The organism is bacterium, assembly GCA_035380285.1.
GTDB lineage: Bacteria > Auribacterota > Erginobacteria > Erginobacterales > DAOSXE01 > DAOSXE01.
This window is the reverse complement of the sequence record DAOSXE010000005.1, coordinates 94,545-110,452: the sequence shown is the minus strand read 5'-3', so window position 1 is coordinate 110,452 and position 15,908 is coordinate 94,545. Positions and strand designations below refer to the sequence as shown.

The 15,908-nt window shown below is 67.7% G+C and carries 16 protein-coding genes; 6 read left to right on the top strand and 10 right to left on the bottom strand.

Features of this window, described 5'->3' with window-relative positions; genetic code table 11:
• Window positions 1-473: hypothetical protein (locus PLZ73_03325; GenBank protein HOO76896.1), on the bottom strand; the 473-nt coding region annotated here is incomplete at its 3' end.
• A 79-nt stretch (window positions 474-552) separates the two neighbouring features.
• Here PLZ73_03325 and PLZ73_03320 point away from each other — a divergent pair.
• The 6 genes from PLZ73_03320 (at window position 553) to PLZ73_03295 (ending at window position 7,149) form a co-directional block, all read left to right on the top strand.
• The gene (locus PLZ73_03320; GenBank protein ID HOO76895.1) at window positions 553-1,404 is read left to right on the top strand and encodes an MBL fold metallo-hydrolase; all 852 of its coding nucleotides are present in this window, start codon (window positions 553-555) and stop codon (window positions 1,402-1,404) included.
• 135 nt (window positions 1,405-1,539) lie between these two features.
• Window positions 1,540-2,208 carry a porin family protein gene (locus tag PLZ73_03315; protein HOO76894.1) on the top strand — a complete coding sequence of 223 codons (669 nt, stop codon included), beginning with the start codon at window positions 1,540-1,542 and terminating at the stop codon, window positions 2,206-2,208.
• A 142-nt stretch (window positions 2,209-2,350) separates the two neighbouring features.
• Window positions 2,351-3,454, top strand: coding sequence for a sn-glycerol-3-phosphate ABC transporter ATP-binding protein UgpC (ugpC, locus tag PLZ73_03310; GenBank protein HOO76893.1), 1,104 nt, complete (start codon window positions 2,351-2,353; stop codon window positions 3,452-3,454).
• A gap of 13 nt (window positions 3,455-3,467) precedes the next feature.
• On the top strand, window positions 3,468-4,649 hold the full coding sequence (locus tag PLZ73_03305; protein HOO76892.1) for a hypothetical protein: 1,182 nt from the start codon (window positions 3,468-3,470) through the stop codon (window positions 4,647-4,649).
• Window positions 4,650-4,659: 10 nt separating this feature from the next.
• The gene (locus tag PLZ73_03300) at window positions 4,660-6,048 is read left to right on the top strand and encodes a tripartite tricarboxylate transporter permease (protein ID HOO76891.1); all 1,389 of its coding nucleotides are present in this window, start codon (window positions 4,660-4,662) and stop codon (window positions 6,046-6,048) included.
• A 30-nt stretch (window positions 6,049-6,078) separates the two neighbouring features.
• Window positions 6,079-7,149 carry a metal-dependent hydrolase gene (locus tag PLZ73_03295; GenBank protein HOO76890.1) on the top strand — a complete coding sequence of 357 codons (1,071 nt, stop codon included), beginning with the start codon at window positions 6,079-6,081 and terminating at the stop codon, window positions 7,147-7,149.
• Window positions 7,150-7,194: 45 nt separating this feature from the next.
• Here PLZ73_03295 and PLZ73_03290 read toward each other — a convergent pair whose 3' ends face one another.
• From PLZ73_03290 to PLZ73_03250, 9 genes are all read right to left on the bottom strand, one after another.
• Complete coding sequence (locus PLZ73_03290; GenBank protein ID HOO76889.1) at window positions 7,195-7,626, bottom strand: hypothetical protein; 432 nt, start codon at window positions 7,624-7,626, stop codon at window positions 7,195-7,197.
• Window positions 7,627-7,720: 94 nt separating this feature from the next.
• The gene (locus PLZ73_03285) at window positions 7,721-8,704 is read right to left on the bottom strand and encodes a chorismate synthase (protein ID HOO76888.1); all 984 of its coding nucleotides are present in this window, start codon (window positions 8,702-8,704) and stop codon (window positions 7,721-7,723) included.
• Between the two features lies 1 nt (window position 8,705).
• A complete protein-coding gene (gene aroA / locus PLZ73_03280; GenBank protein HOO76887.1) occupies window positions 8,706-9,962 on the bottom strand; it encodes a 3-phosphoshikimate 1-carboxyvinyltransferase in 1,257 nt (418 codons plus the stop codon).
• Window positions 9,931-11,250, bottom strand: a complete 1,320-nt coding sequence (locus PLZ73_03275) for a shikimate kinase (GenBank protein HOO76886.1) — start codon at window positions 11,248-11,250, stop codon at window positions 9,931-9,933. Before PLZ73_03275 ends, aroA begins: the two co-directional genes overlap by 32 nt.
• Complete coding sequence (locus tag PLZ73_03270; protein HOO76885.1) at window positions 11,247-11,885, bottom strand: type I 3-dehydroquinate dehydratase; 639 nt, start codon at window positions 11,883-11,885, stop codon at window positions 11,247-11,249. The genes PLZ73_03275 and PLZ73_03270 overlap by 4 nt, the downstream gene beginning before the upstream one ends.
• A complete protein-coding gene (gene aroB, locus PLZ73_03265) occupies window positions 11,882-12,931 on the bottom strand; it encodes a 3-dehydroquinate synthase (GenBank protein HOO76884.1) in 1,050 nt (349 codons plus the stop codon). Before aroB ends, PLZ73_03270 begins: the two co-directional genes overlap by 4 nt.
• On the bottom strand, window positions 12,928-14,004 hold the full coding sequence (locus PLZ73_03260) for a bifunctional 3-deoxy-7-phosphoheptulonate synthase/chorismate mutase type II (protein HOO76883.1): 1,077 nt from the start codon (window positions 14,002-14,004) through the stop codon (window positions 12,928-12,930). Before PLZ73_03260 ends, aroB begins: the two co-directional genes overlap by 4 nt.
• Window positions 14,001-14,900: a prephenate dehydrogenase gene (locus tag PLZ73_03255; GenBank protein ID HOO76882.1), complete on the bottom strand. Its 900-nt coding sequence runs from the start codon at window positions 14,898-14,900 to the stop codon at window positions 14,001-14,003. The genes PLZ73_03260 and PLZ73_03255 overlap by 4 nt, the downstream gene beginning before the upstream one ends.
• 4 nt (window positions 14,901-14,904) lie before the next feature.
• Complete coding sequence (locus PLZ73_03250; protein HOO76881.1) at window positions 14,905-15,747, bottom strand: prephenate dehydratase domain-containing protein; 843 nt, start codon at window positions 15,745-15,747, stop codon at window positions 14,905-14,907.
• Window positions 15,748-15,908: the final 161 nt, after the last annotated feature.

Sequence of the window (15,908 nt, the reverse complement as noted above, 5' to 3'; positions counted from 1 at the left end):
ATCTCCCGTTCCTCCGGGCTCAGCCCCGCCGTCCCCAACTGCCCGATCAGGTACTCGTCGAGGGGGACGGGGCGGGTCCGGGACTGCTGGGCGAAGTCCAGCATCTCCTGGTCCGGGGCGCGGTCCAGGATCATGTTGTAGTTCTCCCGGTAATAATCGCGCCACTCGCGGTCCGCTTCCAGGATCCGGTAGTAGTCCTCGAGCAGGTCCCGGTCGTAGGAGTCGACGTTTTCGTCGTCGTAGACGGTGGGTTCGATCTCGCCGGCCTCGGCTTCGCCGCCGGGGTCGGGTTCCCGGTCTTCCTCGACCTGTTCCAGGGTCGGGTTCTGGACCAGCTCCTGCCGGACCAGCTCCTGGAGTTCCAGGGCCGGCACCTGGAGCAGATGCAGGGCCTGCTGCATCTTCGGGGACAGCATCATCCGCTGTTCCTGCCGCTGGACCTGCTGGGGGAGCTGTTGTATTTCCAGTGCCATCTCGCTTGTTTCCCGACGATACTTGATTGTACCATGCCTCCCTGCGATTTCATAGAATCGCGCCGGAACGGGGAAGAAAATGATCAGGATCTGCGTACTGTCGAGCGGGAGCACGGGGAACGCCACCTTGGTGAGGACCGAGACCACGGCCGTTCTCGTCGACGCCGGCCTGAGCGCCTCCGCCCTCTCCCGGCTCCTGGACGAGCAGGGGCTGGGTCCGGAGCGCCTGGACGCCATCCTGATCGGCCACGAGCACACCGACCACGTCCGCGGGCTGAAAGCCTTTTCCCGGACCTGGCGGGGGCCCGTCTACGTCAACGCGGAAATCCGGGATTTCATCCTCGAGCGCGTGCCCTCCCTGCCGGCCGTGCGCACCTTCGAGAAACACGACACCTGGTCGATCGGGGACATCGACGTTTCCCCCTTTCCGGTCGAACACGACGCCATCGATCCCGTGGGCTTCGTGCTGGAGCATGGGGGCGCCCGGGTGGCGGTCGCCACCGACCTGGGGTTCGTCACCGGCCCGGTGCGGGAAGCCTTTCGCGGGGCCCACGCCGCCGTGATCGAGGCCAACTACGACCATGAAATGCTCATGTCCGGCCGCCGCCCCTGGAGCCTGAAGCAGCGGATCAAGGGCACCCGGGGGCATCTGGCCAACGAGGACACCGCCGAGTTCATCGCCGAAGTATGCGCGGAAACCCTGGTCGACGTTTTCCTGGCCCATATCAGCCGCGACTGCAACCGCCCCGATATCGCTCTGGGCGCGGTCAAGGACAGGCTCCGGCGCGGGGGGAAGGAGCATATCCGGATCCACCTCACCTACCCCGACCGCCCCAGCCCCGAAGTGTCCGTCGGCGCCCCTCCTCCCGCGGCGCCCGGTGCCGGGCGGCAGCTCGAGCTGGACTGGCCCGAGCCGTCCCGGCTCCCCTAGCGGCGCGCCCGTATTGTCTTGACGCCGTCGGCGGTTGCCGTCCGGGGAAAAAGATGCTATATTATCGGTCCCCGCCGCCAGGCCCCCGGCCGGCGGCCCAACCGTTCGGGTCCGCGGACCCGGGAAGGAGGGAGGATGAAGAAAGCAGTGGTCGTAACCGCAGCCCTGGCGCTGCTGACGGCGGGCGCTTCCGCCGTGCCGGCCCAAACCCAGCCGGCCAAGGCCAAGATCCCGTCCGCCGAGAAGAAGTGGTACGTCGGCGCCGGGCTGATGCTGGCCATCAATCACATCGACTACGGCGAGGATTACGAAGGCGAATACGTCAAGTGGGACGACTTCGACAACTCCTGGGGCCTGAACCTCAAGGCCGGCTATTACCCCATAAAATACCTGGCCGTCGAAGGCAACTTCGGCTACGCCCATAAGTTCAGCTCCAGCGTGGATTTCACCGATCCGGTCACGCACATATCGGCTTCCGCCGACGCCGACGTCAAGCTCATGACCTTCACGGTCAACGGCAAGGGTTATCCGCTTCCCGACGGGATGTTCCGGCCCTACGCCATCCTGGGCCTGGGCTACGGACGGGCCAAGGCCGATTACAGCGGCGATATCTCCGGGTGGGGAAGCCTGGACCTGGGGAGCGACACCTTCACCGGCGCCGTCTTCCGTGGCGGCGTCGGGCTCGACGTCTTCTTCAGCGAGAAGTTCGCGGTCGAGGCCGAGGTCATCTACAACCGCGGGACGGGCGACCTGGGCGACGTTCCCATCACCCAGATCGGGGCCAACGCCCTCCTCTTCTTCTGATCGCCGGCCCCGGAATCGAGCGACGCGGCCCGGGGGCGCAACGGCGCCCCCGGGCCGTTTGCCGCGCGTCGAAAACGGTTTTGACGGCGGCCGCGGCCGTTGGTAAACTGAACCCTCAAACCCGTTACGGGTTCGGGGAGCGATGGCCAACGTTATACTGCAGGGCGTGAAGAAGGTTTATCCCGGCGGCGTCGAGGCCGTGAAGGGGGTCAACCTCGAAGTTGCCGACCAGGAGTTCGTGGTGTTGGTCGGCCCCTCCGGCTGCGGGAAATCCACCTGCCTGCGCATGATCGCGGGCCTGGAAACCATCACCGAGGGCCGCATCTCCATCGGCGGCCGGGTGGTCAACGACCTCCCCCCCAAGGACCGCGACATCGCCATGGTCTTCCAGAACTACGCCCTCTACCCCCACATGACCGTGCGGGACAACCTCGCCTTCGGGCTCAAGCTGCGCAAGTTCCCCAAGGAGGAGATCGCGCAGCGGGTACGGGAGGCGGCCGACATCCTGGAGATCACCAACTACCTGGACCGCCGGCCCAAGGCCCTCTCCGGGGGGCAGCGCCAGCGGGTGGCCCTGGGCCGCGCGATCGTGCGCAAGCCCCAGGTCTTCCTCTTCGACGAGCCTCTCTCCAACCTCGACGCCAAGCTCCGGGTGCAGATGCGCACCGAGATCAGCAAGCTGCACCAGCGGATCAAGACGACCATGATCTACGTCACCCACGACCAGGTCGAGGCCATGACCATGGGCGACCGGATCGTGGTCCTCAAGGACGGCGTCATCCATCAGGTCGACGACCCCGTCACCGTCTATCTGCGCCCCGTCGACCGCTTCGTGGCCGGCTTCATCGGCAGCCCCCCCATGAACTTCTTCACCGGGCGCCTGCGAGGCTCCGGGCCGGAAACGCGCTTCGAGAAAGAGGGCCTGTCGGTCCCCTGCGCCGCCGAGCACCGGAAAGCCCTGGAGCAGTGGGAGGGGCTGGAAGTGATCTACGGTATCCGGCCGGAGGACGTTCTCCTGGCCCGCTCCGCCCCGGACGTTCCCCCCGGTGACCGGATCGCGGCGATGATCGAGGTGGTGGAGCCGATGGGTTCCGAGGTCTACGTGTATTTCAACGCCTCCGGCAACGCCTTCATCGGCCGGGTCGCGCCCCGGGAGAGGGTGGGGGTGGGGGAGAGGATCGAGGTGTATTTCGACACCGCCAAGGCTCATTACTTTGACCCCGATTCCGGGGAAACCATCGTTTGAGAAGGAGCGGACAGTGAACGAGGACAAATACGCGCCCAGGGCCCCCGTCTCCCCCGAACCCGCCCCCGAATCCGAACTCAAACCCATCGACCAGGCGGACACGTCCCGGGAAGTGGGGCTGCGGGACTACCCGGAGGAGACCCTCTGCCCCAGCTGCGGCCGCTTCGTGGGAGCCTACGAAAAGTGCCCCTACTGCGGGGCGGAGCTGAAGAAACGGATGTCGCTGATCCTCTGGAAACGGATCGCCGTCTTCGGGACCCTGCTCGGCCTGGCGGTCATGTGGTACGCCGCCTCCCGGATGGAGCCGGCCGAGGTCCAGATCGGGGAGATCGGGGAGACCTTCAACAACGCCATCGTCACCGTCGAGGGCGTCGTCGTCAGCCGCAAGCTGTACGCCGACCGGGGGATGATCATGCTCCGCATCGCCGACGGGTCGGGGACGATCGGGGCCATGAGCTACAAGGGCCTTCCCGAGTTCCAAAAACTGGGCAACCTCCCCCGGGTCGGGGACAAGGTCCGGACCGTGGGCCAGATCCAGATCGACGCCAAATACGGGAAATCCCTGGGGCTGAACCTGCCCCATCGCCTGGCGATCCTGGAGGCGGAAGAAGCCCAGAGCACCGCGGTTTCGCAGCTGCGGGAGAGCCTGGTCAACCGCCGGGTGGCGGTCGAGGGGGCGGTCAAGTACCCGCCCCGCTACGGGAAGGTCACCATCACCGACGGGGCCGCCGACATCGTGGTGGCCCTGGACGAGGACAACCTGGGGGAGGGGATCCCCGACCTCAAGGTCGGGGAGGGGGTGCGCGTCACCGGAGTCCTGGTCGTGGACAAGAACGACCTCATGATCGTTCCCGGCGACGCGGCCGACATCGTCGCCGTGGAGGGCGTCTCGGTCGAAATCCCCCGTCTGGCCATCAAGGGGGTCACCCTCGACCAGCTCAACGACGTGGTCGAGATCGAGGGGACGACCGCCGGGTTCAGGGCCTTCAAGAACGGGGGAGGGGCCCTCACGGTTTCGGACGGGACCGGGACCATCAGCGTCCCCCTCTTCGCCGGCATCTTCGACCAGATCAAGGACAACGGACTGCTCAAGTCCTCCGGGACCAAGGTCAGGATCAGGGGCAAGGTCGGGGAGTACCGGAACCAGCCGCAAATCCAGCCCCTCAGCGCCGAGGGGATAACCATACTGCGCTAGGAGGGAAACGATGCACTTACTCACCCTCCTTATCTACGCCCTGGCCGGAACCGTGTTGGGGTGCTTCCTCTTCGTGGTGCCGTCCATCCATTTCCTCAATTTTTCCGGGGTGATCATCGCCGCCTGGATGCACTACTCCGGGCTCTTTCCCCTGGGGGAACCGATGGCGCTCTTCGTCTTCTTCATGGGGATGGTGGTCTCGTTCGGGATCATGAACACCGTGCCCTCCATGTTCCTGGGAGCCCCCGACGAGTCGGCCGTCTTCGTGGTCCTCCCCGGGGCCAAGTACATGCTCCAGGGGAAGGGGTACGAGGCGGCCATGCTTACCGGCGTCGGGGGCCTGCTGGGGATCGGTTTCCTGGTGGTCTTCACTCCCTTTTTCTTCTTCGCCCTCCCCAAGATCCACAAGGTGATCGGCCCGCACATGCACTGGATCCTGGGCCTGATCATCGTCTACATGCTCATGAGCGAGTGGCCCAAGGGGACGGGCAAGGGCGACACCTGGTGGCAGAAGTTCAAGGGGGCCTGGGCCAACCTCTTCGCCGGCATCGCCACCTTCGCCCTCTCCTCCTTCCTTGGTTTCATCATCTTCAACAAGACCATGGTCCCGGTGCAGATGAGCTTCCAGGCGCTGCTCCCGGTCTTCGTGGGGATGTTCGCGGTCTCTTCGCTGATCTCGGCCATCCTCAGCCGGCAGGAGATCCCCCCCCAGCACATCAGCCGGGACATCGACATCGACTTCAAGATCCTGGGCAAGGGCTGCCTCCCCGGCTGGATCGGGGGGCTGATGGCCGCCTACCTGCCCGGCGTCACCGGCGGGATCGGGGGGTTGATCGCCGGGCACGCCACCGCCCAGCGGGACGACCGGATCTTCGTCATGAGCCAGGGGGTTTCCAAGGTCGTCTATTACACCGGCCAGTTTCTTCTCTACTTCGTCCCCGCCGCCTACTTCCTCGACGGGGGCGGCCTGCGGCGGGGGGGGATGGCCATCAACCTCAGCCCCTTCTACAAGCCGCAGATTCTCCAGGAGTACGTTTTCATGCTCGGCGTGATCCTGGTGGCGGGGTGCATCTCCTACCTGCTGCTCTCCTTCAACTCCAGGTGGGTGATCAAGCTCATCACCCGGGTCCCCTACCAGAAGATATCCTACGCGGCCCTGGTCGTGGTCGTCCTCATGGTCTTCTTCATGCCGGCGATGGTCATGGGCCGGATCGACGGCGAGACCCTCCTCAGCGGTTTCTCCACCATCGCCATCATGGCCGTCAGCACCTGCCTGGGCCTGATCCCCATCTTCTACCACTGCCGGCGCTCCAACTGCATGGCCGTGATTATCGTCCCCATCTGCCTGAACATGGCCGGCTACGGCACGGCCATCGCGGGTTTTCTGGGGTTGTCCTGATGACGCCGGTACCACGGAGATAGCGAACGTATGAAAGGTTTGACGCATTTCATGAGCGGGGCGGCGGTGGCTTCCTTCTTTCTCCCCGCCGTCAAGATGGCCCACCGGGACGCCGGCTCCTCCTTCATCCTGGTCCTGGGGGGGCTTTTCGGAATCATGCCCGACACCATGGACTTCAAGATGGGGCAGTTCTTCTCCAAGGCCGACTACGACATCGACCCCGATCCCATGGACCCCGACCCCGCCCGGATGGCGGAGATGCTGGGGAAGGCCATGGACGAGGCCGCCGAAACCGGCCGCTACGTCAAGGCCCAGATGTACCCGATGCGCCTGGGCGCCGACCTCTGGCGGCAGTACGTGATCAAGTTCGACGGGGAAAAGAACGAGGTGGTGATCGTCATCAACGAAGCGGTCACCACCTCCCAGGTGCCGATCCTCGGCTCCGAGCCCCCCGAGGAAAAACGGATCGGGCGCTACCGCCTCCGCCGGGGGAAGATCCGCGAGTCCCACGGCCGGCCCTCGGTGGTCGATATCATGAGCGGCCCCCAGTTCGGCTTCATCCGCCGCGGCGACAACGAGGTCGAAGTCGAGTTCCTGCCCTGGCACCGGACCTGGAGCCACAGCTACGTGCTCGGGCTCCTGCTCTCGATCCCGGTCTGGCTCGTCGCCTCGCTCATCGCCGGCTGGAACCTGGGCTGGCTCTACGGGCTGATCGCCTTCCTCGGCTTCTCCGTGCACCTGACCGAGGACCTGACCGGGCACATGGGGGGCAGCCTGATCTGGCCGCTGGTCAAGGAGCGCTGCAACGGGCTCTCCCTCTTCAAGGCTTCCAACCCCCACGCCAACTTCATCGTCGACTACGCCTCGGCGGTGATCATCCTCTGGAACCTCAACCGCTTCAACCCCGAGCAGTTTTTCACCCTCTCCGCCTTCCAGTACTTTCTCTACGCCCTGATCATCCCCCTGGCCGTTTATGCCGGCATCGTCAAGATCTTCGGGGAGAAGGGGAAGAAGAAGAAGCGGGGAGTGGAGGCGGCGGAGAAAGCTCTCCAGCGGGAAGAACTGGCCTACGAAGGCACGGATTCGATGCTGGGGGACTGACCCCGGGACCGCCGTACGAAAAAGGGGCCGGAAAAGGCTCGGCGCTCAGTCGCCGCCGCCGTCCCCTCCGCCATCTCCTCCTCCATCGCCGTCCCCTCCGCCGCCGTGGTGCCGTTTCTTCTTGCCCTCTCCCGTGTAGAGCTTGTACTGGGCCCCGGTCAGGACCAGTTTCAGGTTCCGGTCCCGCTGCTCCCGGGCGGCGGTGAGGCGGCGGCGCAGGTTGTCGTGGCTCAGCCCCGCTTTCCGGGCCTCCATGGTCTTGGTGGCGTAGTCGAGGTTGATCTCGTAGACCCGGGGGACCTGGCGCTCGGTCAGACCCAGGGCCGCCTTCATGGAGTCGGTCTCCTTCTGCGCCGTTTCCTCCGGGGTCGATTGGCTGCGGCTGGAGCGGCGTCCGTTCCCCGCGCTCTCCTCGTCCGCCCGCGCGGCGCCGCTCAGCAGGAAGGCGCAGGTCACAACCAACAGAGCCCTTTTCATGGTTCGATCCTCCCGTTCAGGGTTTATCGGTATACTCCCGCCGGGACTCCGACGGTATCGGGCAACGTCTTTTCCGGGGAAGGGAAGCCCCCCGTCAGGCTCGTTCCTTTCCGGCCAGGAGCACCTCGTCGGCCAGGACGATAGCGGTCAGGGCCTCGACGATGACCGGGGTGCGCAGGGCGAAACAGGCGTCGTGGCGCCCGGCGGTTTCCAGGGAAGTCATCTTCCCGGCTTCGAAGTCGAAAGTCTCCTGAGCCCGGGCGATGCTGGAGGTGGGTTTGACCGCGACCCTGATCACCAGGTCGTTTCCGTTGCTGATTCCCCCGTTGATGCCGCCGGCGTGGTTGGAGGCGGTGCGCCCCCGCGCGTCGAGGTAGGGGTCGTTGTGTTCGCTCCCCCGCATGGCCGCGGCGGCGAAGCCGTCGCCGAAGGCGACGCCCCTGACCCCGGGCATGGCGAAGAGGGCCTGGGCCAGGCGCGACTCCAGGCTCCCGAACCAGGGGCTTCCCAGGCCCGCGGGAACGGAGGCGACCCGACAGACCACTTCCCCCCCCACCGAGTCTCCGTCGGCCATCGCTTCCGCCACCGCTTTCCCGATCTCCGCCGAGCCCCCGGCGGCGGTCAGTTCGGCGGCCGCCTCGATCGGGCGGATCGCCAGGCGGGCGAAGTGCCCGGCCGCCACCAGCGCCGCCGTCAGCCTGCCGGAGAAGTACCCGCCCCCGCGGGGATCGTGGAAGCCCCGGTATTTGACCCGGGCGGTGTAATCGGCGTGTCCGGGGCGGGGGACCGCCTCGAACAAGTCGTAATCGCCCGGGCGCGCGTCCCGGTTTTCGATGACGACGGCCAGCGGCGCCCCGGTCGTGCGCCCGTCCCTGATGCCGCTGAGAAAGCGGGGGACGTCGGGCTCGCGGCGTCCGGTCGTTCCCGGGCGCCCGGGTCGCCGCCGCGCCAGTTCGGCTTCCAGCGCCGCCGGGTCCGGCTCCAATCCCGGAGGGCAGCCGTCGATCAGGGCCCCCACGCAGGAGCCGTGGGATTCCCCGAAAAGCGAAACCCGGAAGATGCGGCCCAGGGTGTTCATCTCAAACCTCCTCGATACGCGCACCCAGGCGCGCTAGGTCATCATAGAAGGTCGGGTAGGATTTTGCCACGCATTCCGCGTCTTCGATCTCGACCGGGCCCCCGGCGACGCAGCCGAGGACGGCCGCGGTCATCGCGATCCGGTGGTCGTTCCACGACGCCGCCCGGCCCGCCCTCACCGGGCCGCCTTCGACCAGGAGCTCGTCCTCCTCGGCCCGGACCGAGAACCCCAAGCTCCGGCCCAGGTCTTCCAGGGCCCGGGCCCGGTCGCTCTCCTTGTCCCGGAGTCGGCGGACCCCGGCGATTCGGCTGGTCCCGTCGGCGGCGGCCGCCACCGCGGTCAGGGGCGGGAAGAGGTCGGGGCAGTCGGAGGCGTCGAAGGCGAAGGCCCGGAGGGGCCGTCGCCCGCTCCCCACCGCCCCGCCCCCGATCCGGACGTCGGCCCCCGCCAGTTCCAGGACGTCCGCGATCCGGCGGTCGGCTTGGGTCGAACGGGGATCGAGGCCGGTCACCTCGACGTCGCCGGCGACGGCCCCCGCCGCCAGCAGGGCCGCGGCCGCGCTCCAGTCGCCCTCGACCGCGATCGAGCGGGGACGGTAGGCCTGGCCTCCCGGGATCGAAAACCTCCGGTAGCCGTCGCGTTCGAGAACGATGCCGGCGGCGCGCATGACCTCGATCGTCATTTCCAGGTAGGGGCGGCTGGCCGCGCCGGCGACGGTGATCGTGCCCCCCCGGGGAGTGCAGGGCAGGGCGAGGAGAAGCCCGGTGATCCCCTGGGAGCTGGCTCCCCCTTCCACGGTGACGTCCCCCCCCCGGAGGGGACCCTTGATCGTCAGGGGAAGGCGCCCCCGGTTCGATTCCACGACGACCCCCAGTGCCCGCAAGGGGTCGATCACCATCTTCATACTCCGGGCGTTGAGGCTCCCCCGGCCCCGGAGCGTGACCGGTCCCGGGAGCAGGGCCGCGATGAAGGCGAAGGCGCGCGCGCTCAAGCCGGCCTCCCCGCAGTCGATCTCGGCCGGGGCGGCTTTCAGCCCCCCCCGGATCTCGACGACCCCCGGAGCGGGTTCCGCGACGTCGGCCCCCAGGCCGCGGGCGGCCGCCAGGGCCGCGGCCACGTCGGCGCCGGGGCGGCTGATGCTCAAGCGGCTGGTCCCCGGCGCCAGGAGCGCGGCGGCGATCCATCGCTGCGCCGCGCTCTTCGAGGCCGGGGCCTCGACCGTTCCCTTAAGTTCCGAGGGCCAAACGCGTTTCTTCATGAATTTTCTCCGCGACTTCTTCGGGCGTCCTCGTTCCCGTGTCCAGGACCAGGTCGGCGCTGCGCAGGTAGTCGGCGCGGCGCTCGGTCATGAGGGCGGCGATGCGGCCGGGGCCGCCGCCTCCCTCCAGGAGGGGCCGCCCGCCGCCCGCGGTCCGCGCCTCGACGCTGCCGGCGTCGGCGAACAGCCAGACGGTCAGGGCCCGGTCTCCGAGCAGGGTCCGGTTTTCTTTCCGGAGCACGACGCCCCCCCCGCAGGCCAGGACCCGGGCCCCTCCCTCCAGTGCCGTCCGCAGCGCCGCCGTCTCCAGGTCCCGGAAGACGCGCTCGCCCTCCTCGGCGAAAATACGGGGGATGGAGCGCCCCCGCCCGCGCTCGATCTCCTCGTCCAGGTCGAGGAAGGGGCGCCCCAGCTTCCGGGCCAGGATCTTCCCCGCGGTGCTTTTGCCCGCCCCCATGAAACCGACCAGGCAGATCGGGCGCTCCGGTCCCGGACGCGCCGCCCGTTTCAGCGCCCGTTCCAGGAGGGAGGGGGGGCACGGTTTCGCGGTGAAGATCTCGTAGGCCGGAACCCCCTGGTGCACGAGCCACGCCTCCCCGTCCAGGACCCGGACTCCGGCGTTCCGGGCCTTCAGGGCCGCCGCCGAGGCCGGGTAGTTGGCGTCGAGGAGGACCTGGCCCGGCCTCCAGACCCGGGACAGGTCGACGGGCGCGGAAGCGGGAACGGCATACACGACGACGTCAGCGTCCGCCAACACCCGTTCCCGGTCTTTCCAGGGGGCCCAGTCGACTCCCAGAGCCCCGGCCAGCTCCCGCGCCCGGCCGTCGGTGCGGTTGACCGCGGTCACCGCCGCCCCGGCCCGGGAGAGGGCGTAGGCCGCTGCCCGGGCGGCTCCGCCGGCGCCGGCCACGGCCGCTTTCGCGTCCCGCAGGGAAACGCCCGCCGCCGCCAGCGCTCCCGCCACCCCCCCCGGGTCGGTGGTGGTGGCGCGCCAGCGCCCCCGGCGGCGGTAGACGGTATTGACGGATCCAACGGCGCGGGCGGCCCCGTCCAGCGTCGGCCCGGCCGCCGCCATCGCTTCCTTGAAAGGGGCGGTGACGTTGAAGCCGGTCAACCCCAAGGCTCCGGCCAGGGCCAGCGCTTCCCCGGCGCTGTCGGCGGCGAGGCGGACGGCGGCCCCGTCCAGGCCCGCGCCGGCCAGGGCCGCTTTCATCAGGACCGGGCTGAGACTGTGCAGCACCGGCTTTCCGGTTACGCCCACGGCGACGAAGCTTTCCGCCGTCTTCACCGGCTCCCCTCCAGGACGGCGCGGAGCCCGCGGAGTTCGCTTACCGTCAGCTGCCCCGGGGCGGTCGGTTCCCCGCCGTCCATGGCGGCGTAGGTGAACGGCGCTCCCAGGCTCACGGCCGCCACGCGGGTGACGACGCCCGCGGGACCCATCCCCAGCGCGATCAGGGGACGGATGCGGTCGTAGAGGCCCATGATCCTGGCCGCGTCTCCCGGGTCCGAGGCCAGGCAGGCGATCTTGGCGATCTTGCCCCCGGCGGCGATCAGGGAAGCCCCGATCTCGAGCAGGACCGGGACGGGAGGAGTCTCCCGGAAGTTGTGGTAGGAGAGAATGAGCTTGTCCCAGGCCCGGTTACGGTCGAGCAGCCGGCGCATCGGCGCGTCGAGTTCGCCGCGGTCGACGTCCACCCAGGTCGCTCCCGCCCGCAGGGCCTGTTCCAGCAGCCCGCGCCGTTCCCGCGCGCCCAGCTTGCCTTTCCGGCAGGTGGCGACCGTGGGCACCCCCAGGCCGAAAAGGGCCAGGCGCTCCTCCGGGGGCATCTCCAGCAGGTCGAGCCGGACCTCGGCCATGCCCGCTTCGAGGGCTGCGCCCCGGCATTCGGCGAACGAACTCCCCCGCAGGCAGACGCAGATCATCGGTCCAGCCCCCCGAGGACGGATTCGAGTTCGGCAAAGGAGGTGGCGCGGACCGTGGGGCGCCCGGGGGTCTCGAGCAGGACCAGCCGGACGCCGTCGCCGGCGCGTTTCTTGTCGGCCCGGATGGCCTCCGCCAGGCTCCGGGGGTCGACCCCGCTTCCGTCGGGGAGGCCCGCCTCGGCCAACAGGGAGCGGATCCGCTCCGTCTCCTCCTCCGGGAGCAGGCCCAGGGCTTGCGAAAACCGGGCGGCCAGGACCATGCCCGCCGCCACCGCCTCGCCGTGGGGGTAGCGGTACAGCTTTTCAATGGCATGGGCGAAGGTGTGGCCGAAGTTGAGGATGCGCCGCTCCCCCGCTTCGCGTTCGTCCCGGTTGACGACCCCGGCCTTGATCCGGATGGAGTGTTTGACCCAGTAGGCGGTTTCTCCGGGGTCGCGCCGCCGCAGCCGTTCCAGCCCCTGCCGGAACGGTTCGAGTTTCTCCCCGTCGGCGACGAGGATGTGCTTGACGATTTCGGCCAGTCCGCAGCGCCACTCCGTTTCCGGGAGGGTGGCCAGCCAGGCCGGATCGCAGGCTACCCAGGCGGGCTGGGTAAAGGTGCCGATCAGGTTCTTGTAGCCGTCGAGGTTGACCCCGTTCTTGCCGCCGACGCTGGCGTCGACCTGGGCCAGAAGGGTGGTGGGGCAGAACCCGAACCCGATGCCGCGCATATAGACGGCGGCGGCGAAACCGGTGATGTCGCAGACCACCCCTCCCCCGAACCCGACCAGGAAGGCGTCCCGGTCGGCGCCGGCCGCGACCAGTTCCCGGCAGAGGTTCTCCACGGTGGCCATGGTCTTGGCCGTCTCCCCCCGGCCCACGGTCAGCCGGGGCGTCTCCCCCCATACTCCCCCGTACAGCGCGTCGACTTCCGGATCGGTCACGACCCAGACCGCCCGGCCCCGGAGCCGTTCCCCGACCCACTCCATCGCCGGCCCCACCCGCACCGGGCTTTCCCCCCGCGAGCCTTGGACGACGGTTTCGTTTTCGGAAGAGAAGGCGTTCATGAGCGTTCCTGTTCGCGGATGGATTCCTGGTGGATGGTCTGGAAGATGTCGTCGATGAAACCTTCGTCCAGCTGTTCGCGCCGGGCCCGTTCGTGGGAACGGTCGACGATCTCGCTCCAACGCTCGCTCTGGAAGAGGGCGATGCTGTGCTCTTTCTTGAGGGCGCCGATCCGGCGCGCGACCGCCATGCGTTTGCCCAGGTTCCGGATCAGGGCGAGGTCGAGCTGGTCGATCTCGGACCGCAGTTCCTGGATCTTCAATTTCACGTCCCGGTCCTCGATGTCGCTGTGGAGAACGACCAGGGAGCCCAGGAGGCTTTTCAATTCGTCGAACGTGAGCTGCTGCTTGGCGTCGCTCAGGGCTTCCTCCGGTCGGCGGTGGGACTCCACCATCAGCCCCTGGTAGTCGAGGCGCATGGCGTGCTGCGCCAGTTCCGGGATCATATCCCGGCGCCCGGCGATATGGCTGGGATCGCAGATGAGGGGAATGCGGGGGATCCGCCGCCTCAGTTCGATGACCAGGTGCCAGTACGGTTCGTTGCGCAGGGGCGACTGCTCCAGTCCGCAGAACCCGCGGTGCAGGGCGGCCAGTTTCCGGATCCCGGCCTCGTGAAACCGCTCGATCGCGCCCATCCACAGGTCCAGGTCCGGGTTGACCGGGTTCTTGACCAGGACCGGTATATCCACTCCGCGCAGGGCGTCGGCGATCTCCTGGATGGCGAAGGGGTTGACCGAGGTCCGGGCGCCCACCCAGATGATGTCCACCCCGGCCCTCAGGGCTTCGTAGACGTGTTTGACGTTGGCGACCTCGGTCGCGGTCAGGAGGCCCGTCTCCTGCCTGACCCTGCGCAGCCAGTTCAGCCCCACCGAGCCCACTCCCTCGAAGGACCCCGGGCGGGTCCGGGGTTTCCAGATCCCGGCGCGGAAGACGTGGACTCCCAGGCCGGCGATGCCCCGGGCCGTTTCCAGCATCTGATCTTCGCTTTCCGCGCTGCAGGGGCCGGAGATGATGAGGGGCCCGGCCAGGCGGGGGATGTTCCATTCCTCGATGGGCGTGAACGACATCGGTTTCATGATCCGTTGTTCTCCGTGGTGGGCAGGGGCGCCGGATTGACGGTTCCGGGCGAGGCGGAGCCGAGAATCCGGCGGATGCTGTTGGCTTCCTTGATCATGCGCCCGATCGCCTTCCCCTGCTTGGCTTCGATACAGCGTTTGAACTGCATGATCTTTTCGATGTAAACGTCGAGCACGGCCAGGATGTTCTCGGAGTTGTGCAGAAAAATCGGGGTCCACATCGCCGCCGAACTCATGGCCAGGCGGGCGGTGCTGGAAAAACCGCCGCTGGCCAGGTTGAAGATGGTCTGCTCGTCGCGTTCCTTGTCCAGGACCGTCAGGGCGAGGGCGTAGGAGCTGATGTGGGAGATGTGCGAAACGTAGGCGGCGTGTTCGTCGTGAGTGCGGGACTCCATCCGGATCGTACGCATGAACAGGGCCCGGTAGAGGGCCTCCACCGCGGCTACGGCGTCGGGGTCGCTTCCGCGGGGGTCGCAGATGATGGCCACCCGGCCGTCGAAGAGGCCGGAGAGGGCCGCCCAGGGGCCCGAATTCTCGGTGCCGGCCATGGGGTGGCCGCTCACGAACCGGCTCCGGCGCGGGTGGTCGCGGACGGCGTTCATGATGCTGGACTTGGTGGAGCAGACGTCGGTGACGACCTGTTTCTCGATTTTGTCCAGGAGCGCCGGGAGCATCTCCACGGCGGCGTCGACGGGAACCGCGACCACGATCAGGTCCGCCTTCGCCGCCAGGGTCTCCAGATCGACCGCCCGGTCGACGATCCCGATTTTCTCGGCGACCCCGGCATGGAGGGGATCGATGTCGTAGCCGAGAACGGTTTCGGCGAACCCCCGCTTTTTCAGGTCGATGGACATCGACCCCCCGATCAAACCCAGTCCGATTACTCCCACCTTCATCAGCTCATTCCTCTGGTTCGGATTCGATGATTTTCTCCGACCGGGGATACATCCCCAGTATCTTCAAAGTCCGGGTCAGGGGACGGAGGGCGTCGAGCCCCTGCCCGAAAAGAGGCCGGTCGTCGTATTCGACGTCGATGTAGAAAAGATACTGCCACGGGAGCCCCACGATCGGCAGCGATTGGATCTTGGAAAGATTGAATCCGTAAAAAGCGATGATGGAAAGCGCCTGGGAGAGACTGCCCTGCCGGTGGGGAAGGGTGAAGCAGAGGGAGGCCTTGTTCGCGTCTTCCGGTTCCGGGGTCGAGCCGGAAGCGACGACCAGAAACCGGGTGTAGTTTTCATGGTGGGTTTCGATCCCGGTGCGGACGATCTCCATCCCGTAGCGCTGGGCGGCGTGGCGGCTGGCGATGGCCGCGACTCCCTGGAGCCGCCGGTCGTGGATGAAGCGCACGCTGGAAGCGGTGTCCGAAGTTTCGACCAGCCTCCAGTCGGGCCGCTCGTCCAGAAACGAGCGGCACTGGGCCAGGGCCATGGGGTGGGAGCGCACTTCCCGGACCGTTTCCAGGGATTCGCCCGGAAGGGCGATCAGGCAGTGGCGGATCTGGAGGTAGACCTCGCCCCGGATGGCCAGCCCCGACTCCCGCAGCCGGGTGTAGTTGGGCAGGAGGCTCCCGGCCACGGTGTTCTCGATGGCGACCACGCCGCGCTCGGCCCCGCCCTCCTGGACCGCCCGGAAGACGTCCCCGAACGTCTCGCAGGGAAGGATCTCCGCTTCTTCTCCGAATATCTTCCGGGCCGCCAGGTCGTGGTACGAGCCCTCGATGCCTTGAATAGCCGTTCGCATTCCCTTGTTCTCCTTCCTCGCTTTCCGGGGAGCTTCCCCGGGCCTCCGGCGGGCCAAAAAAAAACCCGCCTTTTCGGGCGGGTCTCAGTGCTTGATTGCACCGGATGGTTACATACCAACTCCCGCCCCGGCGCCGGGCCAGGTAAACAGGTAATAAAAGT